Annotated in this window: 20 protein-coding genes and 1 pseudogene; 7 read left to right on the top strand and 14 right to left on the bottom strand. The window is 68.9% G+C overall.

From position 1 onward, the window contains the following. Positions 1-84: 84 nt before the first annotated feature. Positions 85-914, top strand: a protein-coding gene (locus OG622_RS29070; RefSeq protein WP_371579571.1) for an IS5 family transposase whose coding sequence is annotated in 2 segments (ribosomal slippage) — positions 85-427 and positions 427-914 — 831 coding nt in all. Because the reading frame shifts where the segments join, the coding sequence is not laid out codon by codon here. Here the strand turns inward: OG622_RS29070 and OG622_RS29065 are convergent. The 5 genes from OG622_RS29065 to OG622_RS29045 all read right to left on the bottom strand — a co-directional run bounded on the left by OG622_RS29065 (position 911) and on the right by OG622_RS29045 (position 4321). Then, positions 911-1255, bottom strand: coding sequence for a DUF2750 domain-containing protein (locus tag OG622_RS29065; RefSeq protein ID WP_371579570.1), 345 nt, complete (start codon positions 1253-1255; stop codon positions 911-913). The two genes, OG622_RS29070 and OG622_RS29065, sit on opposite strands and share 4 nt — an antisense overlap. Positions 1256-1580: 325 nt before the next feature. Then, positions 1581-3104: a ThiF family adenylyltransferase gene (locus tag OG622_RS29060; protein ID WP_371579569.1), complete on the bottom strand. Its 1524-nt coding sequence runs from the start codon at positions 3102-3104 to the stop codon at positions 1581-1583. Next, positions 3094-3594 carry a hypothetical protein gene (locus tag OG622_RS29055; protein ID WP_371579568.1) on the bottom strand — a complete coding sequence of 167 codons (501 nt, stop codon included), beginning with the start codon at positions 3592-3594 and terminating at the stop codon, positions 3094-3096. The genes OG622_RS29060 and OG622_RS29055 overlap by 11 nt, the downstream gene beginning before the upstream one ends. Then, complete coding sequence (locus tag OG622_RS29050) at positions 3594-4031, bottom strand: hypothetical protein (RefSeq protein WP_371579567.1); 438 nt, start codon at positions 4029-4031, stop codon at positions 3594-3596. Before OG622_RS29050 ends, OG622_RS29055 begins: the two co-directional genes overlap by 1 nt. A 14-nt stretch (positions 4032-4045) precedes the next feature. Next, the gene (locus tag OG622_RS29045) at positions 4046-4321 is read right to left on the bottom strand and encodes a hypothetical protein (protein ID WP_371579566.1); all 276 of its coding nucleotides are present in this window, start codon (positions 4319-4321) and stop codon (positions 4046-4048) included. 129 nt (positions 4322-4450) lie between these two features. Between OG622_RS29045 and OG622_RS29040 the strand changes: the two genes are divergently transcribed. The 3 genes from OG622_RS29040 to OG622_RS29030 all read left to right on the top strand — a co-directional run bounded on the left by OG622_RS29040 (position 4451) and on the right by OG622_RS29030 (position 6163). Next, positions 4451-4984: a helix-turn-helix domain-containing protein gene (locus OG622_RS29040; protein WP_371579565.1), complete on the top strand. Its 534-nt coding sequence runs from the start codon at positions 4451-4453 to the stop codon at positions 4982-4984. Beyond that, positions 4981-5538 carry an ImmA/IrrE family metallo-endopeptidase gene (locus OG622_RS29035; protein WP_371579564.1) on the top strand — a complete coding sequence of 186 codons (558 nt, stop codon included), beginning with the start codon at positions 4981-4983 and terminating at the stop codon, positions 5536-5538. Before OG622_RS29040 ends, OG622_RS29035 begins: the two co-directional genes overlap by 4 nt. 370 nt (positions 5539-5908) lie before the next feature. Further along, the gene (locus tag OG622_RS29030; protein ID WP_371579563.1) at positions 5909-6163 is read left to right on the top strand and encodes a transcriptional regulator; all 255 of its coding nucleotides are present in this window, start codon (positions 5909-5911) and stop codon (positions 6161-6163) included. Between the two features lie 77 nt (positions 6164-6240). Here the strand turns inward: OG622_RS29030 and OG622_RS29025 are convergent, their stop codons facing one another. Then, positions 6241-7419, bottom strand: a complete 1179-nt coding sequence (locus tag OG622_RS29025; protein WP_371579562.1) for a hypothetical protein — start codon at positions 7417-7419, stop codon at positions 6241-6243. 798 nt (positions 7420-8217) lie between these two features. On the opposite strand from OG622_RS29025, the pseudogene OG622_RS29020 reads away from it, so the two are divergent. Beyond that, positions 8218-8565: pseudogene (locus OG622_RS29020) on the top strand (transposase); the annotation flags it as partial. A 448-nt stretch (positions 8566-9013) separates the two neighbouring features. Here the strand turns inward: OG622_RS29020 and OG622_RS29015 are convergent. Genes OG622_RS29015 through OG622_RS28990 form a run of 6 tightly spaced genes read right to left on the bottom strand, consistent with a single transcriptional unit; the run spans position 9014 to position 14571 of the window. Then, entirely contained in the window at positions 9014-9976 is a 963-nt protein-coding gene (locus tag OG622_RS29015; protein ID WP_371584252.1) for a sugar phosphate isomerase/epimerase family protein, read from the bottom strand. Positions 9977-10026: 50 nt separating this feature from the next. Next, positions 10027-11193, bottom strand: coding sequence for a Gfo/Idh/MocA family protein (locus tag OG622_RS29010; RefSeq protein WP_371579561.1), 1167 nt, complete (start codon positions 11191-11193; stop codon positions 10027-10029). Next, positions 11190-12101 carry a sugar phosphate isomerase/epimerase family protein gene (locus tag OG622_RS29005; RefSeq protein WP_371579560.1) on the bottom strand — a complete coding sequence of 304 codons (912 nt, stop codon included), beginning with the start codon at positions 12099-12101 and terminating at the stop codon, positions 11190-11192. Before OG622_RS29005 ends, OG622_RS29010 begins: the two co-directional genes overlap by 4 nt. 22 nt (positions 12102-12123) lie before the next feature. Continuing rightward, positions 12124-13041: a TolB family protein gene (locus OG622_RS29000; protein WP_371579559.1), complete on the bottom strand. Its 918-nt coding sequence runs from the start codon at positions 13039-13041 to the stop codon at positions 12124-12126. Beyond that, the gene (locus tag OG622_RS28995; RefSeq protein ID WP_371579558.1) at positions 13038-13508 is read right to left on the bottom strand and encodes a heme-degrading domain-containing protein; all 471 of its coding nucleotides are present in this window, start codon (positions 13506-13508) and stop codon (positions 13038-13040) included. The genes OG622_RS29000 and OG622_RS28995 overlap by 4 nt, the downstream gene beginning before the upstream one ends. A gap of 25 nt (positions 13509-13533) precedes the next feature. Beyond that, positions 13534-14571 carry a Gfo/Idh/MocA family protein gene (locus OG622_RS28990; protein ID WP_371579557.1) on the bottom strand — a complete coding sequence of 346 codons (1038 nt, stop codon included), beginning with the start codon at positions 14569-14571 and terminating at the stop codon, positions 13534-13536. 138 nt (positions 14572-14709) lie between these two features. Here OG622_RS28990 and OG622_RS28985 point away from each other — a divergent pair, with 138 nt between their 5' ends. Next, the gene (locus OG622_RS28985; protein ID WP_371579556.1) at positions 14710-15972 is read left to right on the top strand and encodes an MFS transporter; all 1263 of its coding nucleotides are present in this window, start codon (positions 14710-14712) and stop codon (positions 15970-15972) included. 43 nt (positions 15973-16015) lie between these two features. Here OG622_RS28985 and OG622_RS28980 read toward each other — a convergent pair whose 3' ends face one another. After that, positions 16016-17068 (bottom strand): LacI family DNA-binding transcriptional regulator, encoded by a 1053-nt coding sequence (locus OG622_RS28980; protein WP_371579555.1) that lies wholly within the window; start codon positions 17066-17068, stop codon positions 16016-16018. A gap of 218 nt (positions 17069-17286) precedes the next feature. Between OG622_RS28980 and OG622_RS28975 the strand changes: the two genes are divergently transcribed. After that, positions 17287-19725 carry a SpoIIE family protein phosphatase gene (locus tag OG622_RS28975; protein WP_371579554.1) on the top strand — a complete coding sequence of 813 codons (2439 nt, stop codon included), beginning with the start codon at positions 17287-17289 and terminating at the stop codon, positions 19723-19725. 182 nt (positions 19726-19907) lie between these two features. Here the strand turns inward: OG622_RS28975 and OG622_RS28970 are convergent, their stop codons facing one another. After that, positions 19908-21611, bottom strand: a complete 1704-nt coding sequence (locus OG622_RS28970; RefSeq protein WP_371579553.1) for a LamG domain-containing protein — start codon at positions 21609-21611, stop codon at positions 19908-19910. Positions 21612-21716 lie beyond the last annotated feature (105 nt).

Here is a 21716-nt window from a genome sequence, read left to right as displayed (position 1 = left end):
CACATCCCGCACTCTTAGAACTCCTAACGAAATGATCTTCGAGGTGGTTGGATCAGTCCGGGACTGTTGATCTGGGGGTGTGGGGTGGCTCGGCCGAAGCCGTGGGATGTCGATGACGAGCTGTGGTCAGTGATCGAGCCGCAACTGCCCAAGGTCGAGCGTCGGACCCGGCATCCAGGACGCAAGCGGCATCCGGACCGGCTCGTGTTCCAGGGCATCCTGTTCGTGCTGCATACCGGGATCGCCTGGGAACACCTGCCGCAGGAGCTTGGCTTCGGTTCCGGGATGACGTGCTGGCGGCGCCTGGCCGAGTGGACCGAGGCAGGAGTGTGGCCTCGGCTGCACGAGATCCTCCTCGCCAAGCTCCGCAGCGTGGACGCCCTGGACTTCTCCCGGGCGGCGGTCGACGGCTCCCACATCCGCGCGTTAAAGGGGGATCCAAGACCGGACGAAGCCCCGTCGACCGGGGCAGGACGGGCAGCAAACACCACCTGATCACCGACGCCACCGGCATCCCGCTCGCCGTCACCCTGACCGGCGGCAACCGCAACGACGTCACCCAGCTGATCCCTCTGCTTGAGGCAGTACCGCCGGTGCGGGGCAAGCGCGGCCGGCCCCGGCGCCGCCCGGACGTGGTGCTGGGCGACCGCGGCTACGACCACGACAAGTACCGCCGGCTCGTCTGGGACCTCGGGGTGAAGCCGGTCATCGCCCGCCGGGGCACCGAGCACGGTTCCGGCCTGGGTACCCAACGCTGGGTCGTGGAGCGCGCATTCGCCCACCTGCACTGGTTCCGCCGCCTGCGGATCCGGTGGGAGATACGCGACGACATCCACGAAGCGTTCCTCACCCTCGGATGCGCCCTCATCTGCTGGCGACGACTGCACGCTCTGGCAAGCGATGCCGTGGGCTAGTCAGTCGCCGCCAGGCGGTTGAGAACTTCCACGGAGGTGAAGCTCCAGCCGACCAGACGCGGCCCGCTCCAGTTGATGCCGATCACGAGTCCATCCCGGGCGGCATCGGGCAGTACGTGTTCGCACCAGGTGTCCAAGGGCATGGATCCGACGCGTAGCCCACGCCCCCAGATCCTCGATGCCCTCTGGGCGCGGGCCGAGGTCGACCAGAACGGAAGACTTCGCGTGCCGTCCCCGGAGAGGTGAGTCGGGCTTCCCTCGTCATCCCGGACAAGCCAGACCACTCGGCTCTGGCGGACATCTCGGAAGAATGCTGCCGCTTGCGAACCGCTCTGACTCATGGCCACCGAGCCTACCGTTCCCCACCACTCATTTTGTTAGGAGTCCTTAGTCGCCGCACGTGTACATGAGATGGTGGCTGTATCCGGGGCAACGACCATCGGTAAGAGCCCTGCGGAAGCCGCCGAACACGCCGCCGGCATCGGGCCCGTCCCCACCAACGCACACGCCGACGCCTCCTACCGGGTACCCTCGCGCGCCGCCTCACCGAACGTGCCCTCCAGCACGCCCTCTCGACGGGGATGTGAGGAGGGCGGCGACTGCGCTGATCCGGCTCGTTCGGACAAACCTGTGCCGCCTGTTCCGGCCTGTTCACAGCAGTTGGCCTCAGGCCGCGGGAACCTGCCCATGCGGGGTGCTGGGCGGGCTCTCCGGTTCGCGACGGCGGTGTGCGCGTACACGGGCGATGAGATCGGCGTCGGTCTGGCACGTGCACGTGGGGCGGGGACGGCGGGGCGTCGTCATGTCGTACCAAGGCCCGACGCGGGCGTCGTATTCAACGTGCCGCATCGGCCCGGCGGCATGTCCGGTCCGGCGGGCGATCATCGCCCCGACCACAAGGCACGCGGCCTGCTGGGCGACGAACGAGGCGGAGGGCTGGAAATCGTCCGCGTCGGTCGTGGTCAGGCCCATGAGATTGCTCACGCCGCACACGGGCTTGCCGACATGCGGCAACAGGGCGGCTCGGTGACGGGCGGACAGCCCGTCAAGGTCGGCGTCCGTGATGAGTTCGTCACCGCGGGCGATCCGTTGCAGGGGCAACCCCGTTGCTTCGTGCAGGAGTTGCTCCGCGCTAGGTCCCACAGGGACGGTCGGCTGCGGGTAGTAGCAGCGGATGCAAGGGCCCTGGGGAACAGCTTCGTGCAGGGCGAGGGTGGTGCCAGCGGATCCGCCGGTGCTGCCGTCGAGGGTGAGGTCGGCGTGGATCCGCTGGATCTCGTGACGGGCCTCGACGCTGTGTACGGCGCCGAGGACGGTACGGGGCCATGGTGCGGTGCCGTTGTCGACGGCGTCGATGAAGTCCTGTGCGGAGTGGGGGATGGGGGTGACATCCATGCGCGGCAGGTACCGGCGGACGAGCTGGGTCTTGTGCACGCGCTCGTCGGCATCGTGCCGGGTACCGATGCTGTACGTGGTGACGTTCGGTGGCTCGAAGGACTCGGGCTCGACGACGGTCAGCTCGCCGGTCGTCCCCATCAGGCCGAGGATCAGAGTGATTCCGGTGCCGATCGCCCCCGCGCCGACGAGGGCGGTGCTCCTGATCTCGGAGAGCGTGTCGGTCATCATGCCCGGCTCCGTCGCAAGCGTCACCGGGCAGAAGTCCAGCGTCGGAGCGGTCCCGTACGTGCCGGGGCGCAGTCCCGTAGTCCGCTTGAAGACCTCGGCGGTCACGGTGGCAGCGGTCAGAACGGTGCCGAGCCCGGATCCGGGAGCGTTCAGGCTCGGGAACGCGTGCCCGCGATGCCGGAGGCGAACGCCGTGTCCGTCGGGTGCGCCGCTGAACGCTGCGCCGGACGGCGGCTGGACTCCGAGATGGACGTGGAGGCACAGCGCCGGGGCTGCGGTGATGCGCAAGGGCCGGTCGGGGTCGATCCCGGATACAAGGGTCTGCAGGTCGGTGAGGACCGTGTCGGGGATGGGGGCTGTGCCCCCGGTCGGGTCGAGGGTCAACTGGTAGGGCAGGCGGCGCAGATCGGCAACCATGACGGAGAGCGCCGCGAGGACTCCGGGGATGTCCGGATCCGCGGTCAGGTGCACGTTCGTCGCGGACAGGGTCTCCCGCAGGGTGACAGCGTCCGCACCCACTGCCGCAGCGGCCAGCCGCAGACCGCGGCTGTAGTCAGTGCTCATAGAGCTCTCGGACTCCTTCCGCATCGAAGGTGACGACACAGGCCGACGGGCAGCTGGCGTCGGCGACCGCCGGCGAACAGACCGCCCACTCGCCGTCGTACTGCCACCAGCCCCAGTCGGCAGGACTACTGGGTGGAGCGGCGAAGTTCGGTACGACCGCGTTGACGAAGCCGCGGACCCGCAGGGAGTACCGGAGATCGGTACGGGAGAGGAACGCGGAGCGCGGATGGGAGTGCAGCATCGCGCGTACCTGGAGACCGCGCTCCTCGGCGTAGCTGAAGACCTTGTCGATCGCGGGCAGACCGATGACGAACCGGCCGTACGCACGCTCGATGCCGCTCTCCCCGGCGAGAGCCACGACGGTGACGTCACGGTGCTCCGGAGCGGTCAGGAAGAACGCGCCCGTTTCTCGGGCGAGTTGGCCATGACGCCGTACGTCATCGACGAACGTGGTGAGCGCCCACGGCGAGACACAGAGCGCTTCGGGCATCACGCGGCGCGCCTCCCGTCGACTCGGTCGATGTCGCCCTGCAACGTGTCCAGGACGAAGAGCAGCGGATTGCCGGTCGAGGACCAGGCATGCTGGCCGGTGGCCCACTCCGCGTGCAGTCCCTGGCCCTCGGCGGTGAAGGGCTTGCAGATGTCATTGGGGGCGCGGTAACCGTTCGCTGCCGGCCAAGCCGCGGACTCGGTCGTCGGCCCGCCGGGCTCCATGGCAAAGTGCACGGACGGCGGTCGGTGCGGGTAGACCGTCCAGACGATGCGGGCGGTGAACGGTGCCCGTTCGCGGTTGTGCGGCTGCAGCACCGCCCAGTACACGCCGAGCGGATCTTGTTCGCGTCGTACGAGCCTGCCTCCGACCGAGGCGAGAAACTCCCCGACCGGAGACAGATCGCGCTCCAGACGGAGCCGACTCTCCAGGTCCATCACAGACTCTCGGGTCAGCCCGCGGTCGTGACGGTGCGCAGGCCCAGCCGCAGTTGGTGCCCGTGCCGGGCGAGGTCGCCCACGGTCTTGTCGGGCGGAACGACCTCGCCGTCGTAGACCAGCTCGTACGTGGTCGTCCCGTCGGTCGTCACCTCGAATGCGACCAGTGCGTCGGCTTCGACCATGCCGATGGAGGTCCGGGGTGCGTACCTGTGCTGGTACGGCCTGGGGGCGAGGGCGAAGGTCACGGTGACGTGGACGTCCTGCGGCGGGTGCTCAGGAGTGGGCATGGCGGTGCTCCTTTCGGCGGAAGCGGAGGCTTCACATCCTCAGTATCAGCAGTCGACCACTGGTTCGCAAGAGAATCCAGAGCCTGTTGCATCAAAGCTGCAAAGCAGCTTTGGCGGTATGGTCGGACCATGCGTCACAGCGGCGAGGGCCCCGACCTCTTCAGCGAAGAGGCAGTGGCGCCGGAAGAGGTCGAAAAGCTCGACATCAACGAGCTCGGCAGCCTGCTGCGCGAGCGGCGAGGATCCCTGTCCCTGCGGCAGGCTGCTGCCGAGGCGGGGGTGAGCTTCAGTACCTTCTCGAGAGTGGAAGGCGGCGCCCAGCCTGACCTGGCCACCTTCACCCGGCTGTGTGCCTGGCTCGGCGTGCCCGCCAGCCGCTTCTTCACCCCGGTCACCGAACGCGAGATCTCCCCGCTCGATCAGGCCATCAGTCACCTGCGGACCGATCCGCGGCTGTCGGACGAGGCCGCTTCGAAGATCGGATCTGTGCTGCGGGACCTGTACGACGCTCTCGCACGCGACGTCGAACCGTCCCGCCCCGTGGTGGCCTGCCACCTGCGCGCCACGAACGTGATGCGCCCAGGTGTACCGCAGCGGCTCGCGACTCTCGTCGACGACATGCGCGACGAGCTGCTCCGCCTCGTGGAAGCCGGTGAGCTGTGACTCTCCCCAGGGGCTTCAAGGCCAACGCGGAACGGCAGGCTGCCCGTCTGCGCGCCGAACTCGGCATCGCCGAATACGGCCGCCTCCGCGTCGAACTGCTTGCTGACCACTTGGGCGTCCGGATCGTCAGCGCCGACCGGCTCGTCGCACGCGAGCGGCTGGAAGAACTCGAGCGGCTGCAGGCATACGCGTTCTCCGCGGCCACGTTCGAGATCAAGCAGAAGGCGTACGTTGTGACGAACCCGCTGCGGGCCGAGGGCCGACAGGCCAGCGACATCGCGCACGAGTTGTCGCACCTGATTCTCGAACACGAACTGACAGAGATCCGGGAGGTCAACGGGCTGCCGTTCCGGACCTGCCGCCCCGAACAGGAAGAAGAGGCGACCGCTCTCGGCGGGACCCTCATGCTGCCCCGTCCGCTCCTTCTCGGCGCTGTCCGGCGCGGCTGGGGACCGGAGGAGATCGCGGACGAGTACGGGGTCACCCTCGAAATGGCCCGTTTCCGCTACAACACGACCGGCGTGGCCAAACAGATCCGGCGAGGATCCGCCTGAAACTCCGCCCGAGCAGAACCTGCCGACTTACTGGCTGTCACAAGCACCGGCGCGGCGGCCACCACGGTTACGGGAGACTCCAACGGGCCGGCACGAGGCTGAGGGCTTGCCGCGGACCGACGGGTTGCCTCGTTGGAGAGGAGCGCTGGTCCCTGGATCGGCGATGTCTCATTGCGGGAACTCGGCTTGCGTGACCGCGAGGACGGTTCACAAGCGTCCTGGCCACGTCCCCTTCGGCCGACCCCAGGGAGATAATCGACACCATGGTCAAGTTCGATCCTGACTCCGACGCAGCGGTGGTGTACCGGAGGGGGAGTTCGCCCGCCGGTTACCCGCCAGCCTCAGTGAACTGGCCGGGTCAGAGCAGGGTTTGGTCGAGCTGCCTCTGCAAGTGGCCTGGTCCGGGCGGGTCTTCGACCTGGACCGGCCCCGTCGGCGCATGAGCCTGTACCGGACCGTACTCGCCGGAGGCATGCGTGACGACCTGTGCCGCATCCTCAACCACGACATGCTCCTGGAGCTATGGCCGACCCTGTACCGCCTCATCGGACTTGCTGTCAGGGAGGCCTGGGAGGATGCGTTCCCCGAGTTTCTGGCCAGCAGGACGTCGGTACAGAGGTGGTAGGGCTGCAGGCGCTGTCGCCGGGTAGGCGACGGGCCCCGCGGATCGTCGCCGGGAGCCCGCGAATCCTCAGGCGTTGATCAGGCGGCCGGATGGCCAGGGGCAGTGGCGCGCAGCTCCTCCCCGTCGGTGCAGAACCCTTCGCCGGGGCCGACCCAGTCGCTGCCGATCGCGTCGGCGGCTGGTGGTACCTGATCCCGGAGGGCAGTCAGTTCGCCGGGCAGGTCCCGCAGTCGGCTGAGGACACGGGTCCCGTTCCGCTGGCCCGCCCTGGACCGCGACAGCAGGTCCGCCATTTCGCGGTCCGGGACAACGACATGGCAGTAGGGCACCGCCATGCTCAAGGCGTCGATATCGTGGAGGGCGTTCACCGTCCACGCCTTGGTGTGGTTGCGGAAGAGCTGCGCTTTCAGATCCACGGCGATACGCACCGATGGCATCTGGTCGGCGAAAGCGATCATGCGGGGGCGCCCTGATCCGGGCCGGGTGGGATCGAGACCGATCTCCCGGTGGAGGTCGATGCGGTATTCCGCGAGCAGCTCCCGAAGCAGCTCAAAGTGCTCGTGGAGGATCTCACGTGCTTGGACCCGTATCCGGAGTTCCTGCCGGCTGACCGGATCATCCGCGAGCAGTCCGACATAGATCTCTTCCCACTCAAGCCTGCTACCGAAGGCCTCACGTGTCGTTTCGGGCCGGTATCCGTGGCGCCGCAGGTCTTCGATCTCCTCGTCCTTAGGCCCGGCCAGCAGATGGAACTCGGCGAACTGATTGATCTTACGGAGCCACGTCTGCATCCCCGGAATCGATGCGGCGTCCACCTTGCCGGCCGGGCCGTAGAGACTCAGCGGGGCGCGCTCGCCAGTGAAGGCCCACATCGCGCCGATACCGAGTACCTGCGGGGGCCGCGGCCGGAACGCCGGTCGGCCGAAGCTCAGGTGCATGGCGTGGAGCATCTGATGACGCAGAAGAACGTCCGGTGACCGCAGCGTGCGGCAGTGTGAGATCGGCGCCATGATCTGCGCGAGGTCTGCCCGCTGGCGCGGGTCCGCGATCTTGCTGGTCTCGATGTAGTGGGTGGTCGAGAGGGGGAACGCGACGCCGGCGGCGCTCGCGTCGCGCACCGCGGCGAGGACGTCGGTGTCGGATGCGTCCTGCGGAGTTCCATTCGCCGCCCGGGCTAGGCGAATCCATACCCACTGGTCGAGGTAGACCGAGGGTGTGGCCATGTGCAGGTCCACCGAGCCGACTTCCGCTGTCATCGACGTACCCATGTTCTCCGGGCGCACAGACCTCGACGTGCGCGTAGGGGTGAGAACGACGTCCGCCAGGAGGGGCGGCACTGCGTTTTCTCCCCGCCATGTTTCCAGCATCGTTTGCCGAACACCGCGCATTTACGGCGGACGGTCCGCGCCGACGCGGGAAACAGGCCGAGCCCGACCGTGACTCCGGTCGTCGACCGCAGGTGCCGGGCATCCGCCCGGGGTTCGCGGGCGCGGTGGTCCGGTGAGCACGTCAGTGTGGCGGTTGCTGCTCTCGCCCTGGACGAGTTGGCGTGCATGGCGGCGGGCACGGGCCAGTCGGGGCAATCTCTCCTTCGACACGGCCTGGCGGCGTATCCGACTGGAGCGACACCCAGACGAAATGCCCTATCAACAGCACGGCCATCTCCGCGCAGATGACCCTGGCGACGCCCCTGCCGCCCGACGGAGGTGAAGCCGACAAGACGGAGGCAGCGACCGATGGTGCGGGCCAACTGCGGGCGTGAGTAGCGCGGAGACGCGTCGTTGGACGTGCATGGCCTCCTTGTCTGCTACGGGGATTGCCGAGATCTCCACGACCGAGAACCCACACACTCTGGCGTACAAGCGTCTCAGGCCGCAGGCGTGGGGCACCATCGGCCGGGTGCACAGCGTGCGCTGGGGCGGCTCGGGAGCAATGCTCAGGACTTGTGGATCAGTTCCTCTGGATGGCGCGCGAAGGGCTTACCTTCCCGAGTGAGTGATCGTCAAGTCACCGAGTAGGCCCGCGCTGCGAACGCGGGTCGGGAAGGCACGCCCGTGCTCAGCGTAGTCAACGAAGACGGCACCACCGAGGCCGGTTCCCTGATCGACGAGATCGTCCGCGAGGGTGCTCGGCGGTGCTGGCCGCCGCTCTGGAGGCGGAGGCGGACCAGTCCATAGCCGAGCTCGCCGGGCAGCGTGACGAGGCCGGTCGCCGACTGGTGGTCCGCAACGGCCGGCACCGGCCCGCGGACCGTGACCACGGCTGCCGGGCCGGTCGAGGTGGCCGCCCCGCGCGAGAACGACAAGCGGGTCGACGAGACGACGGGTGAACGTCAGCGGCTCTCCTCCAAGATCCTGGCGCCGTGGTGCCGGAAGTCCCCGAAGATCAGCGAGGTGCTGCCGAAGACCGGGTGACCGACCAGGGCAGCAGCAGACACCGCACGGCGTACAGAGAGACTTACCCGTGGCGGCAAGTAGGTTTTGCCCCACCGTGACTCAGTCGGGTCCTCAACTCCCGCACGAACGCTGCGGTATGGCTGCGGTCGACGCGTGTGACGCGCCCGTCTTCCGTGCCGTGGTCCTGGAACAGCTCGCACAGCCAGCCCCAGCCGAAGGCGGCCTCGTCGCGACCGCGTCGATCCCGAGCCTGACTGCGACCGCTTTTGTCACGGACCGCTCCGTCGGGTGGTTCGGGCAGACCTCCTCAACCATGGGCACCGCAACCGTACAGGCTGGCTGGGACGGCCAGGCCAGGCAGCACTCTGGGGGAAAGGAGGTGAACCTACGGGTCCGACGATCGCGACCGCAGCAGTCCGCGATGCCGCGACCCGCAGCCAGTGGGCCCCGCCTCCTACTGGTGGCTGAAGGCGGCGTCGAAGGACGTCGTGGGGAGCTTCCACAGCAGGGAGCGGATGTAGCGCACGGCCTCGGCCGCGCCGTGCAGGCGGTCCATGCCGGCGTCTTCCCACTCGATGGAGATGGGGCCGTCGTAGCCGATCGACGCGAGCGCCCGGAAGGCGTCCTCCCAGGGGATGTCGCCGTGTCCGGTCGAGACGAAGTCCCAGCCGCGGCGCGGGTCGCCCCACGGCAGATGGGAGCCGAGGATGCCCTGGCGGCCGCTGGCTTTGCGGATGCGGGTGTCCTTGCAGTCCACGTGGTAGATGCGGTCGGAGAAGTCGGTGATGAACGACACCACGTCGATGCCCTGCCAGGCCATGTGCGAGGGGTCCCAGTTGAACCCGAAGGCCGCGCGGCGGTCGATGGCGTCGAGGGTGCGCACGCTGGTCCAGTAGTCGTACGCGATCTCGCTGGGGTGCACCTCGTGGGCGAAGCGCACGCCCTCGGCGTCGAAGACGTCGAGGATGGGGTTCCACCGGTTCGCGAAGTCCTCGTAACCGCGGTCGATGACCTCGCCGGGCACGGGCGGGAACATGGCGACGTAGGGCCAGATCGACGATCCGGTGAAGCCGACGACGACGTCGACACCGAGCTTGCGGGCCACGCGGGCGGCCCGCTTCATGTCCTCGGCGGCGCGCTGCCGTACGCCCTCGGCGTCGCCGTCGCCCCATACGTGGTCGCGCAGGATCGCCTGGTGGCGGAAGTCGATGGGGTCGTCGCACACGGCCTGGCCGGTCAGGTGGTTGGAGATGGCCCACACCTTCAGCCCGTGGCGGTCGAGGATGTCGAGCCGGGACTGCACGTAGGCGTCGTCCTCGTCGGCGCGGGCGAGATCCAGGTGGTCACCGCTCGCGGCGATCTCCAGGCCGTCGTAACCCCACTCGGCGGCGCGGCGTGCCAGCTCCTCGAAGGGCATGTCGGCCCACTGGCCGGTGAAGAGGGTGACCGGGTGACGGGACTGCTCTGTCACGACTTCTCCGTTTCGGCGGTGAGCACTGTGTCAGCGGCACCGATCTCGGTCCAGTCGCCGGTGGCGGCGCTGTGCAAAAGTGCGTCGATGATCTCAATGGATCGCAGGCCGTCGTCGACTGTGGGAAGTCCGGTGCGCCGTTCGCCCTTGACGGCAGCGTAGGTGTCGGCGCAGAACGCCGCGAACGCGTCGGGCCAGCCCTGGGGGTGGCCGGGTGGCACGCGGTTGAGTCGTCCCTGGTCGCCTGCGACCTCGCCTTCGCCACGACGGACGACTGTCGCACCACGCTCGGTTCCGAACCAGACGGACTCGGGCTGCTCCTGGTCGAACACGGCCGATCCGAGCGTACCGTCGAGCTCCAGCCACAGCCGGTTCTTGCGGCCGGCGGAGACCTGCGAGATCACGGAGTTCGCGAGCGCACCCCGTTCGGTGCGGAACGTCGCGACCGCGATGTCCTCGGTCTCGACGGGCACGCGCTCGCCGTGCGCGCCGCCGCCGAAGGAGGGGCCGGAGGCGACGGGGCGCGTGGGATAGGCGATGGACGTGCTGGCGGTCACGGCGGTGAACCGCTCACCGGAGACGAACTCGGCCAGATCCGCCCAGTGCGATCCGATGTCCGCGAACGCGCGCGAGGCGCCGCCGGTTCGGGGGTCGACCCGCCAGGTCGACGCGTCGGGGGAAACGAGCCAGTCCTGAAGGTAGGAACCGTGGACGAGCAGCAGTTCGCCCAGGTCACCCGCCTCTCGGCGGCTGCGGATCTCCCGCACCAGGGGGTGATAGCGGTACACGTACGGCACCGTCGCGACCGTTCCGGCGTCGTGGACGGCGGCCGCCAGCTCGCGCGCCTCGGTCAGGCTGGTGGCGATCGGCTTCTCGACGACCATGTGGAGCCCGGCCTTGACCACGGCGTGCGCGTAGCCGATGTGGGTGTTGTTGGGCGTGCAGATGTGCACGACGTCCGGCCGTGCCTCCAGCAGCTCGGGCAGACTCGGGTAACCGGTAGCGACACCCCACCGCTCCGCGGCCTCCAGGGACCGCTCGGGGAGGGAGCCCAGCACGCCGACGACCGCGGCACCGGCGTCCCGGGCCGCGCGCAGATGCGCCTCCGCGATCATGCCGGTCCCGATGATCGCCACCCGGAGCGACCCGGGCCGCGCGCTCACTCAGCGCCTCCCGTCGTGGCCATGAAGTAGGGGTGCTGCCGCAGGAATTCCAACGACGCGGCGCTGCTCTCCGCGGGGGTGCCGATGTTCGGCACGTCCACCTCGATGACGAACCAGCCGTCGAAGCCATCCGGGAGCGCGCCCAGGACGGCGTCGAAGTCGATCGCGCCGCGGCCGGGCTCCATCCACACCTTCAAGTGGCCGGTCGCCGTCATGTAGTCCTCGCGGCGCTGCCGTGCGGTGTCCGCCGCCTCGGCGTCGACGTCCTTCAGGTGGACGTTCAGCACGCGGTCCGCGTAGTCCGCGACGAGCTTTTCGGGTACGGCGCCGGCCCAGCGCAAATGGCCGGTGTCGGGGCCGAACCACAGCGCGCTGCCCGCGGTGGAATCCAGCACCGCGCGCACCTCTTGCTCGATCTCGACGGCGGAACCGACATGGGGGTGCAGCCCGTAGCGCACCCCCTCTGCGGCGGCCGCTTCGGCCGCGGCGGCGAGGCCTTCCGCCACCACCAGCGTCCGGTCCGCGTCGTGTCCCGTACCGACGGCGGGTCGTGCCATGCGCTCGGGCAGCAGGTCGGCGGCGATGAACGCGCTGTCGACGCCGAGCTCGAGGTGCGCCTGTGCGTGACGTTTGATCGCTTCGACGGCCTCGTGGTGACGCTCGCGTTCGTGGAAAGGGGCGCAGAAGTACCCGGGCGCCGCCGCGAGCGAGTGGTCGGCCAGGAGCGTGCCGTAGTCGGCGGGGCTCATCTCCGGGGGCAGCTCGATGGTGAAGTGCGTGAAGCCGATGGCGGACAGCGCGGTCATGGCTTCGTCCAGGACGGCCCGGTCGAGTCGGTATCCGCCGTCGCTCAGGATCCAGGGCAGCGGATTGATCGCCGTACGGCGCGTGAGGGGCGGGGAGGTCATGGGGTCGGAGTCCCTTTCTTGATCACTGGCCGCCGGAGGTGTTCTGTGGGTCGAAGGGGTAGTCGACGAACGCGAACGCCGACGCGTCCGGGGACCAGCTGGGCACGTTGATCGTGCCCTGGCCGCCGTCGAGGGCGACGAGCGTGGTGGGTTTCTGCCAGGCGTCGACCGACACGAGGCGCAGCTCGACGGGCAGGTCGGCGGGGTGGCCGGTGGTGCCGGGCGGGTAGCTGAGGTAGACGGCGACGTCGCCGGTCGGGGCGATGTGCGGGAACCAGTTCACGCGCTCGTCGAAGGTGAGCTGCTCCAGCTCGGTCCCGTCGGGCCTGACGCGGGCGAGCTGGGCGTGGCCGGGCTGCTGGGAGAACTGCTCGGTGTTGAAGTGGATCCAGGCTCCGTCGGGCGTCCACTCGCAGCCGTCCGCCGGTCCGGGATCGGTGGTGACGGCGACGTCGTCGCGCCCGTCGACGCCGATGGTGTGGATGGTGGCCGAAGCCCACCAGTTGTCGCCTTCGGGTTCCAGACGTACGTATCCGAGGCGGTGTCCGTCGGGGCTGGCGCCGTGCAGGAAGTGCATCCCGCCGTCGTCGGCGGTGATCCTGCGGGCGGCGCCGCCGGCGAGAGGCACCTCCCAGATGTGCCAGTCGTTCGCCGAGGCGAACACCGTGGTGCCGTCGGGAGACAGGACGTGGTCGTTGTTGACGTCGGGCAGCCCCTGGGCCGGCACCGCCCGGGGCGCTGCCGATCCGTCGGTGGGGAGGGTCCACAGAAGTCCGTCGCCGTTGACGAGCAGGCGCCCGTCGGGTGTCCAGTTGGGTGCCTCGTACAGGCGGTCGTGCGACTCGTACACGGTGCGGGCTGCCCCTGTCGCACGGTCCCAGACCCGGATGCGCGCACGCTGACCGCTCCGCAGCCGTCGTGCAGGAACCTGCTCGCTCATGCGCTGCCTCCGTGGGCCAGGTGGGCGCGAATGCCTTCGACGATGAGGTCGTGATCCTCCTGCGAGGACAGACCGGATGCGGTGACGGCCGCGACGACACCGACATCCCTGACTCGGATGGGGAACGAGCCTCCCGTGACCGCGTACTCCGCGCCCAGCCATCCGATCGCAGCGGGGTCGACCCCCGCTGCGGACAGCCTGGCGTCCACCAGCGCGCTGCTGGCCTCCATGCGCAGCACGACTGCGGCTTTCCGGGTGATCCACGTGTCCTGATCGGGCGTGATGCCTGGCAGGGCGGCGCGGAACAGGATCAGGCCGGGCCGCCGGATGTCGATGCCGACCGCATGGCCGGCCTCCTTCGCGATCGCGGTGATGCGCGAGCCCAGTCGCCAGGCATCAGCGTGGTCGAACGACTCGAAGACCAGCTCCTTCTCCTGACCTTCCAGTGTGGTGATGAGATCCGTCATGGAGTCCCTCCTCCGGGTGCGCAGGTCAGGACGCGGCGATCTGGGCTCGCGCCTCGTCGATGGTGGCGAGGATCGAGATGGTCTCGTCGAGCGTGTGGACGGGTGACTCGGTGCGGCCCTCGCCGACGAAGCGCGCCAGTGCCGTGGCCTCCCACGAGAGCCCGTCGAACAGCTTGAGGCCCGTCGGGTCGCTCCAGGTGAGCTCCTGGCCGAAGGGATCGCCTGCTGGGGAGAGGGTGAAGGAGGTCGGCGCGTAGAAAATGCCGTCGATGCTGAGCGTCGCCTCACTTCCGGCGATCACGGCGGTCATCGGCGTGCGGGCCAGGATCGAGGTGTGGAGCGTCGACTGCGCGTCGCGTTCGTGGGTGAGTACCAGGGTCGAGTGGGCGTCGACGCCCGTCTTGGTCATGCCGCCGACGGCGGTCACCCGGGTGGGGGCCCCGAGCACCATCGAGGCGAACTGCACCGGATAGATGCCCAGGTCCAGCAGCGCCCCGCCACCGAGTTCGGGTCGGTAGAGGCGGTGCTCAGGGTCCGCCGTGATCGCCTGTCCGTGATCGGCGAAGACGGTACGGATCTCCCCGAGCGCGCCGTCGGCGAGAAGCTGGCGGATGACCGATGTCTGCGGCAGATAGCGGCTCCACATCGCCTCCATCACCAGCACCCCGGCGGCCCGCGCCGCATCGGCGAGGGTCTTCGCCTCGGCCGCGCTCACGGTGAAGGGCTTCTCGATCAGCACATGCTTGCCTGCCGCGATCGCCGCCAGGCCGACGGCGAGGTGCTCGCTCTGCGGGGTCGCGACGTAGACGACGTCGACATCGGGATGGGTCACGAGCTGTTCCGTGGATCCCAGGGCGACGCCGATGCCGTGGGTGGCGGCGAACGCCGACGCGCGGTCGAGGGAGCGGGAGGCGACCGCCACGATCTGTTGAGCGGTGTGGTTGCGCACGGCCTTCGCGAACTCGCCGGCGATCCAGCCGGGGCCGACGATGCCCCAGCGAAGCGAAGGCTCTCCGGTGCCAGGCAGATAGAGGTGGGGCTCCGGCAGACGGGACGGCAGCATGTCACGCTCCTCGACGTCGCTATAGGCAAACCATTTGGCACGAGCTAAAGTCGGCCAAACGCCAGGTTAGCACGAGCTAAATCGCCTCATCGGTGAGCGCTCCGCCGGGCGTTCGGCATACGACTCAAGGAGGCGTCGATGGCGACGAGAACTCCCGCACCCCCCGTCACGAACCAGATCCCCATCCGGTCCGTCAGCAACTGGTACATCGCCGCGATCGGAATCGCCCAGTTCGGGATCTTCGTGGCGATCCTTGCGCCCGTCATCGTGAGCATGCAGCTCAAGGCCCAGGAGCTGAACCCCGGCGATCCGGCGTCCGTCGTCGCGGTGGCGCTGCCGATCGGCTCCATCGGCGCGATCCTCGGCAATCCCCTGTTCGGGGCACTCAGCGACCGGACCCGGACGCGATGGGGGCGACGGCGGCCCTGGCTGCTGGGTGGCATCGTGTTCCTGCTCGTCGGCCTCGCCGCGGTGGCCCTCTCGACGAACGTGCTGACACTGACGCTGTCGTGGCTGCTGTGTCAGCTCGCGTCCAACGCGGCGTTCGCCGCGCTCATAGCCAGCTTCGCCGACAACGTGCCCGAGTCGCAGCGCGGACGGGCATCCAGCGTCCTCGGCCTCGCGCAGAACATCGCGATCCTGGCGGGCATCTACGCGGCCGCGCTCCTCGTCGCGAACCTGCCGCTGCTGTTCATCGTGCCCGGTGTCGTCGGTGTCGCCTGCGTGGTCGTCTACGTGCTGGTCACCCCCGACCGCATCCCGGAGACCCCCATGGAGTCCTTCTCCGTGATGGCCATCGTCCGCGCGTTCTGGACCAATCCCGTGAAGCACCCGGACTTCGGTCTGGCCTGGGCGTCGCGGTTCATGATCGTCCTCGCGATGTTCCTGTTCACAACCTTCCGGCTCTTCTACATGCAGGACCACCTCGGGCTCACTGAGGAGCGGGCGGTCTCAGCCGTCGCGACCGGCGTGCTCCTCTACACCGTCGCCCTGATGGCGAGCGCCGCCCTGTCCGGCTGGCTGTCCGACAGGCTCGCCCGCCGCAAGATCTTCGTCGCCGGTTCGACGCTGCTCTTCGGTATCGGGCTCGTCGTGCTGGTCTACGCCGACACCGTGGCCCACTTCTACATCGCCGAGATCGTCATGGGCCTGGCCTACGGCGTGTACACCGCGGTCGACAACGCTCTCGTGATCGATGTGCTGCCCGATCCGGGGAAGCCGGGCAAGGACCTCGGCGTCCTGAACATCGCCAACTCGCTGCCGCAGTCCTTCGCGCCCGCGCTCGGCGCTCTCCTCCTCGGCCTCGGCGGCGGAGACAACTACCCGGCGCTGCTCTGGTGTGCGGGCATCGTCGCCCTGATCGGCGCCGCCGTCATCATCCCCATCCGTGGGGTGCGTTGAGCTCTCGCGGCCTACGGAACCGGGGCGGGACAGCAGGAACCCGTCACGCCCCGGTCTGCGCCGACCCCGTCGACTCGCGCACCACGAGTGTCGTCGCCGTGGCGACGGCACGGCGCGGGCCGTCGTCTCCGTCAAGCCGCTCGAGTACCGATCCCAACGTCGCCTCGACCGTTGCCTCGACGTCCTGCCGCACCGACGTCAACCGGTGATACGACAACGACGAGAGGTAGCTGTCGTCGAATCCGACGACGGAGACGTCCTCAGGTACCCGGATCCCCGACCGTGCGAACACCGCCATCACGCCCGCCGCGCACTGATCCCCGCAGCACACCACGGCCGTCGGGCGCCGAGTACGCGCGACGATCTCCCTCGCGGCCACGGCGCCGCCCTCTTCCCAGAAGTCGCTGGACAGCACCTCGGCCTGATCGGACAACCCGAACGTGGCCATCGCGGCGCGATAGGCGTCGGCACGGTCCCGCCCCACGCGCCCGCCGAGCCCGCCGACGTAGACGATGTCACGGTGCCCCAGGCCGACCATGTGCTCGATCGCGAGACGAAGCCCCTCGACCTCGTCGACGTGGACGTTGTCGACCTCGGGCGTCTGCACCCAGTCGCCCAGCCAGACGACAGGAACGAGATCGCACGCCTCGGCGAGCGCGGCCGATCCTGGGTCGGGGTTGAACGCGACCAGGGCTTCGACGCGCTCCTCCATCAGCTCGGCGACGACGGCATCCGTGGACCTCTCGACCGTCAAGGGGCCGAGCACCAACCCGAATCCCTTCTCCGCCGCCCGAACGAAGAGTCTCTCCACGAAGCGCACCTGGAAGGGGTTGCGCATCTCGAACATCATCCCGATCAGACGGGTGCGATTCTGTCGCAGCAGGCGCGCGGAGGCGTTCGGCCGGTACCCGAGCTCACCCGCGGCGGCGAGGATCCGCTCCCTCGACTCCGCGCTCGGCCCCGGTACACCTCTCATCACCAGCGAGACAAGCTGACGAGACACACCGAGATGGGCGGCGATGTCCTGCATCGTCGGCAGTCGACCGGAGCCCTTGCCCCTCCTGGGGATCCGCGAGCCCTCCACGCCGGTCGTCATGCGTGCCAGTCTCGCATGTGGGGGGCGGCGGTCGCGGAGAACGGGCGACCATGGCCCACCTGCTCAACCGCTACCACCTCACCGCCGCTGACGGCTGCCCCGGTCGCCTGACCACACAAGCGGGATAATAGAGAAATATGCCGCGCCAGTCCCGAGTCACGTGCCGGAAAACGGCGATGATCTCCGCGCGAGCGAGCTGAGCAGCGAGGGAGGGCCGCATGGCCACCGACGAGGTGCCAGGGGCGTCCGCCTACGTCGTCGACGAGACGCTCAGTGCAAACGTCACCGTCGACGGACACGGCCTCGTGACCGGGTGGAATGCGGGGGCCGAGAGATTGCTGGGGTACTCGCCCACGCAGATCGTGGGACAACCCGCGGCTGGTCTGCTGGCCGAGGAGATCAACGAACCGGTGCTGCGCTCCCTCACACAGCTGCCCAGGTGGAACGGGCGGATCGCCCTCCGGCACCGCGACGGCCACCGCCTGGAGGCCAAGGTCCTGGCACACAGAAGAGCGCTGGCCGACGGGCAGCGCGAATGGTTCCTGGTTTCCGCGCTTAGAGGGCTGCGACCCCGGCCCGACGACAGCACACTCATGATCTGGGACCATGAGCAAGTCGCAGGCTGCCACATGGCGGTGTACGACACCGGGTTGCGCATGCGCCTGGCCAACAAGGCCACCCACCGTGACGTGGCCCTCACTGATGACGACGTGCGCGGGCTGCGGGCTTCGGAGATCGCGGACCATCCGTCGATGGACAGGATGGAGCGGTCCATGCTGCGGGCACTGGAGACAGGTGAGCCGCAGACCCTGGAGATCTTCGGGAGTACCCCCAGCGAGGGCCGCGAGCATGCATGGTCCGTTGTCCTCACCCCGCTCAAGGACGAAGGCGGTCGCGTCCAGGGTGTAGGTGTGGCCATGCACGACATGTCCGAGCAGCACTGGGCCCGAAAGCGGCTCATGCTGCTCGCGGAGGCCAGTAGGCGTATCGGCAGCACCCTGGACGTGACACGGACGGCTCAGGAACTGGCCGACGTGGCCGTCCCGGAATTCGCCGACTTCGTCAGCGTCGACCTGCTCCCCTCCCTCGACGGCACATATGAACCGCCGCCGGGAACGGGCACGCCGCCCGGCCCCGTCCTCCTGATGCGTGTCGCGCACCGGTCCGTGAACCCGGGAACCCCCGAGGCGGTCGTCGCCCCGGGCCAGGTGGACAGCTACCCGGAGGGCTCCCCGCCGGTCGAGAGCCTCCGGTCGGGACGCGCCCTCCTGCACGAGGCGAGCGACCCCGCGATCACCGAATGGACGACACGTGATCGGGGCCGGGCCGCCCGGGTCCGCGACTTCGGCATGCACTCGGTGATGACGGTGCCCCTGACCGCCCGCGGCGCGACCCTGGGCGTCGTCGTCTTCATCCGCCACCAGCACCCCGAGGTGTTCCGCGAGGACGACCTGCTGCTGGCCGAGGAGCTGGCCGCCAGAGCGGCCGTCTGCATCGACAACGCCCGCCGCTACACCCGCCAACGCGCCACCGCGGTCGCCCTGCAGCGCAGCCTGCTGCCTCAGGGCCTGCCGGCGCAGGCCGCCGTGGAGGTCGCCTCCCGCTATCTGCCGGCCGGCGCCCGGGCCGGGGTGGGCGGAGACTGGTTCGACATCATCCCGCTGTCCGGCGCCAGAGTCGCACTGGTCGTGGGCGATGTCGTCGGCCACGGCATCCACGCCTCCGCCACCATGGGCCGACTGCGTACCGCCGTGCTCACCCTCGCCGACATCGACCTGCCCCCCGACGAACTGCTCACCCACCTCGACGACGTCGTCGCCCGCCTGTCCACCGCGGAGAAAGACGCCCCACAGCCGGACCCAGGGGCGGAGACCACCGGGGATGTCGGCGCGACCTGTCTGTACGCCGTGTACGACCCGGTGTCCCGCCACTGCACGATCGCCCTCGCCGGACACCCGGCACCCGTCCTGGTCACCCCCGACGGCACCGCGACCCTGCTCGACCTCCCGATCGGCCCCCCACTGGGACTGGGCGGGCTCCCCTTCGAATCGACCGACATCGAACTGCCCGAGGGCAGCCTCCTCGCCCTCTACTCCGACGGGCTGATCGAGTCCCGCAAGCAGGACATCGACGTCAGCACTTCCCTCCTCTGTCAGGCTCTGGCGCAGCCGTCCTCATCCCTGGACAACCTGTGCGCCGCTGTTCTGGTCGCCCTTCTTCCCGACCGTCCCTCCGATGATGTCGCCCTGCTCCTCGCCCGCACCAAAGCACTGGACAGCGACTGTGTGGCCACCTGGGAAATACCTGCGGACCCGGCCGCCGTCGCCCAGGCCCGCAAGGGGGCCATCGCTCAGCTGGAGGCCTGGGGACTGGACGACGCCTGCTTCGTCACCGAACTGGTCGTCAGCGAACTCGTCACCAACGCCATCCGGTACGGCGCCCCACCCATACGGCTACGTCTGATCCACGACCGGAACCTCATCTGCGAAGTCTCCGACGCCAGCGGCACCGCCCCCCACATGCGCCGCGCCCGCACCTTCGACGAAGGCGGCCGCGGCCTCCTCCTGGTCGCCCAGCTCACAGCCACCTGGGGCACCCGGCAAACCACCGAGGGAAAGACCATCTGGTCGGAACAGACCCTCCCCGTGAGCCCGTAGAGGCGCGCACTGACGATGAGCGAGTCCCGGCTGCTCTGCCACACGCGAAGGAGCACCGGGCCACGGCCATACGGCGGTTGTGCCGATGGTGCCGGTACCGGTGCTCTTCGAGCGGGCGTGGGCCCGGACTCAGGGGACCTGAGCCCAGCGGGACCCGGACTCGCGTTTTTCGGCGCGGTTCACTAGTCGGTGAAGGTCGGTGTCGATGCCGACCTGATCACGACCTGGTTCGGGTAGGCGGTCAGCAGCGAGGCCGTGACCGACGAGGGGGCGTCGGTCTCGACCACGACCCGGTCGCTCATCCCGTCGTAGTGGACCTCCACACCGTAGTTGGTGGTGTCGTCGCCTGCGCCCGCGATCTGGTTGACGGCCGCGGTCTGGATGTTCTGGATCTGGGTGAGCGTGAACTGGGGGCTCTTGGCGGTGGTGGGGGTGGGCCAGCTGGCCGGGACCTGCCCGTACTGGTTGGTCCAGCCGGGCGGCTTCTGCAGGTCGTTGACGTCGCCGGTGTAGTCCTTGGGGAAGGTGATCACCGGGCCGACGCTCGGGTCGTCGAACGCGGTGAGCGCACAGTTGTAGTCGGCCAGGGCCTGGACCTGCTGCCACTGCAGTTGCGTCGTGACATCGTCGACACCGCTCGCCGGCACCGCGTCGGTGGCCAGCGAGCCGGCCATCGTGGTCTGGTGCGGCGCGCACTTGCCCGGCGCCGCGGCGTCGCTCTCGATCACCAGCCGGTCCGGGTACTGGGTGACCAGTGAGTCGGTGACGGATGCCGGAGCGTCGGTGCGCGCCACCACCCGGTCGCGCATCCCGTCGTAGACGATGTTGAGCCGGTAGTTGGTGCTGCCGTCCTGCGGCTGCACCTGGGTGGCGACCGCGTCCTCGACGGTGGCGATCTGGCCGACCGTGAACTGCGGGCTCAGCTCGGTTGTCGGGGTGGGCCAGGAGGTGGGGGTCTGTCCGTACTTGTCGGTCCAGTTGGTGGGGGCCTGCAGGTTGTCGATGTCGCCGGTGTAGTCGGAGGGGAAGATGATGACGGGGCCGATCTGGGGGTCCTGGAACACATCGAGCGCGCCGTTGGCGGAGGCCAGGGCCTGCACCTGCTCCCACTCCTCCTCGGTTTCGGTGGCTGTGGTCTGTACTTCGGAGGAGGACAGCGCCCGGTTGTAGACGCGGAAGTCCCGCATCCGGCCGTCGAAGTACTTGTCGTCGGCGTACAGCGACCGGCCGAGGTAGTTCGCGGTCGTCGTCCCGCCGCCGATCGCGCCGGGGGTGATTGTGACGTCGGTGTTGCGGGCCTTCTCCACGCCGTTCTCGTACATGATGCCGGTGTCGCCGGTCTGGGTGTACGTCACGTGCTTCCACATGCCGCGGTCGAGCTGGTAAGGGCTGCCCGACGGCTGGATGTCCTGCTTGGCGGTGTAGTCGGTCATCGAGACCGACGTCCGGAAGGTGTTCCCGGTGGTGAACAGGTAGCCGTTGCCGCTGGTGCCGCTGGTGTTGCCGAGCCCGTACAGGAAGTACGGCTTACCCATGGTCGGGTCGATCCACACGTCGAACGCGACAGTGATCGAGTTGAGCCCGGCCATGACGTTGTCGGGCATCTTGACGTAGGTGTTGGAGCCGTTGAAGTCCAACCCCTCCGCGCCCTTCCAGTCGGCGGTGCCGTTGACCGTTCCGTCGCGGCCGTTGCCCGAGGAGTCATGGGCGACCGTGCCGGAGGTCTCGTCCAGCTTGTACCGCAATATCAGCCCGTTGGAGATCTCGGCCTGCGCGGGTGCGGCGGTCGTCAGCGCCGCACCGGCGACCGCCACCAGGGAGAGGGCGGCGAGGAGACCGGCGGAGATCCGCCGTCGTGCCGGGGTCGGCCCAGGGGCGGTGCTCACCGCGCTGCTCGAATTCCTTCTTCGCATCGTCTTACCTTTCAGAGCTTTACGTAGCTGTCCACGTCGACGGCCTCGGTGCTCGGCGTTCACGCCGCCCGCACGGGC

Source organism: Streptomyces sp. NBC_01314 (assembly GCF_041435215.1).
Taxonomy (GTDB): Bacteria; Actinomycetota; Actinomycetes; order Streptomycetales; family Streptomycetaceae; genus Streptomyces.
Note: the sequence above shows the minus strand (reverse complement) of the source record. Positions and strands in the feature narration are given on the sequence as shown.

Coding starts and splice junctions, on each gene's coding strand:
- OG622_RS29065 (WP_371579570.1), bottom strand. CDS start 1,255: ATGAGTCAGAGCGGTTCGCAAGCGGCAGCATTCTTCCGAGATGTCCGC.
- OG622_RS29060 (WP_371579569.1), bottom strand. CDS start 3,104: ATGAGCACTGACTACAGCCGCGGTCTGCGGCTGGCCGCTGCGGCAGTG.
- OG622_RS29055 (WP_371579568.1), bottom strand. CDS start 3,594: ATGCCCGAAGCGCTCTGTGTCTCGCCGTGGGCGCTCACCACGTTCGTC.
- OG622_RS29050 (WP_371579567.1), bottom strand. CDS start 4,031: ATGGACCTGGAGAGTCGGCTCCGTCTGGAGCGCGATCTGTCTCCGGTC.
- OG622_RS29045 (WP_371579566.1), bottom strand. CDS start 4,321: ATGCCCACTCCTGAGCACCCGCCGCAGGACGTCCACGTCACCGTGACC.
- OG622_RS29040 (WP_371579565.1), top strand. CDS start 4,451: ATGCGTCACAGCGGCGAGGGCCCCGACCTCTTCAGCGAAGAGGCAGTG.
- OG622_RS29025 (WP_371579562.1), bottom strand. CDS start 7,419: ATGACAGCGGAAGTCGGCTCGGTGGACCTGCACATGGCCACACCCTCG.
- OG622_RS29015 (WP_371584252.1), bottom strand. CDS start 9,976: ATGCCCTTCGAGGAGCTGGCACGCCGCGCCGCCGAGTGGGGTTACGAC.
- OG622_RS29005 (WP_371579560.1), bottom strand. CDS start 12,101: ATGACCTCCCCGCCCCTCACGCGCCGTACGGCGATCAATCCGCTGCCC.
- OG622_RS29000 (WP_371579559.1), bottom strand. CDS start 13,041: ATGAGCGAGCAGGTTCCTGCACGACGGCTGCGGAGCGGTCAGCGTGCG.
- OG622_RS28995 (WP_371579558.1), bottom strand. CDS start 13,508: ATGACGGATCTCATCACCACACTGGAAGGTCAGGAGAAGGAGCTGGTC.
- OG622_RS28990 (WP_371579557.1), bottom strand. CDS start 14,571: ATGCTGCCGTCCCGTCTGCCGGAGCCCCACCTCTATCTGCCTGGCACC.
- OG622_RS28985 (WP_371579556.1), top strand. CDS start 14,710: ATGGCGACGAGAACTCCCGCACCCCCCGTCACGAACCAGATCCCCATC.
- OG622_RS28980 (WP_371579555.1), bottom strand. CDS start 17,068: ATGACGACCGGCGTGGAGGGCTCGCGGATCCCCAGGAGGGGCAAGGGC.
- OG622_RS28975 (WP_371579554.1), top strand. CDS start 17,287: ATGGCCACCGACGAGGTGCCAGGGGCGTCCGCCTACGTCGTCGACGAG.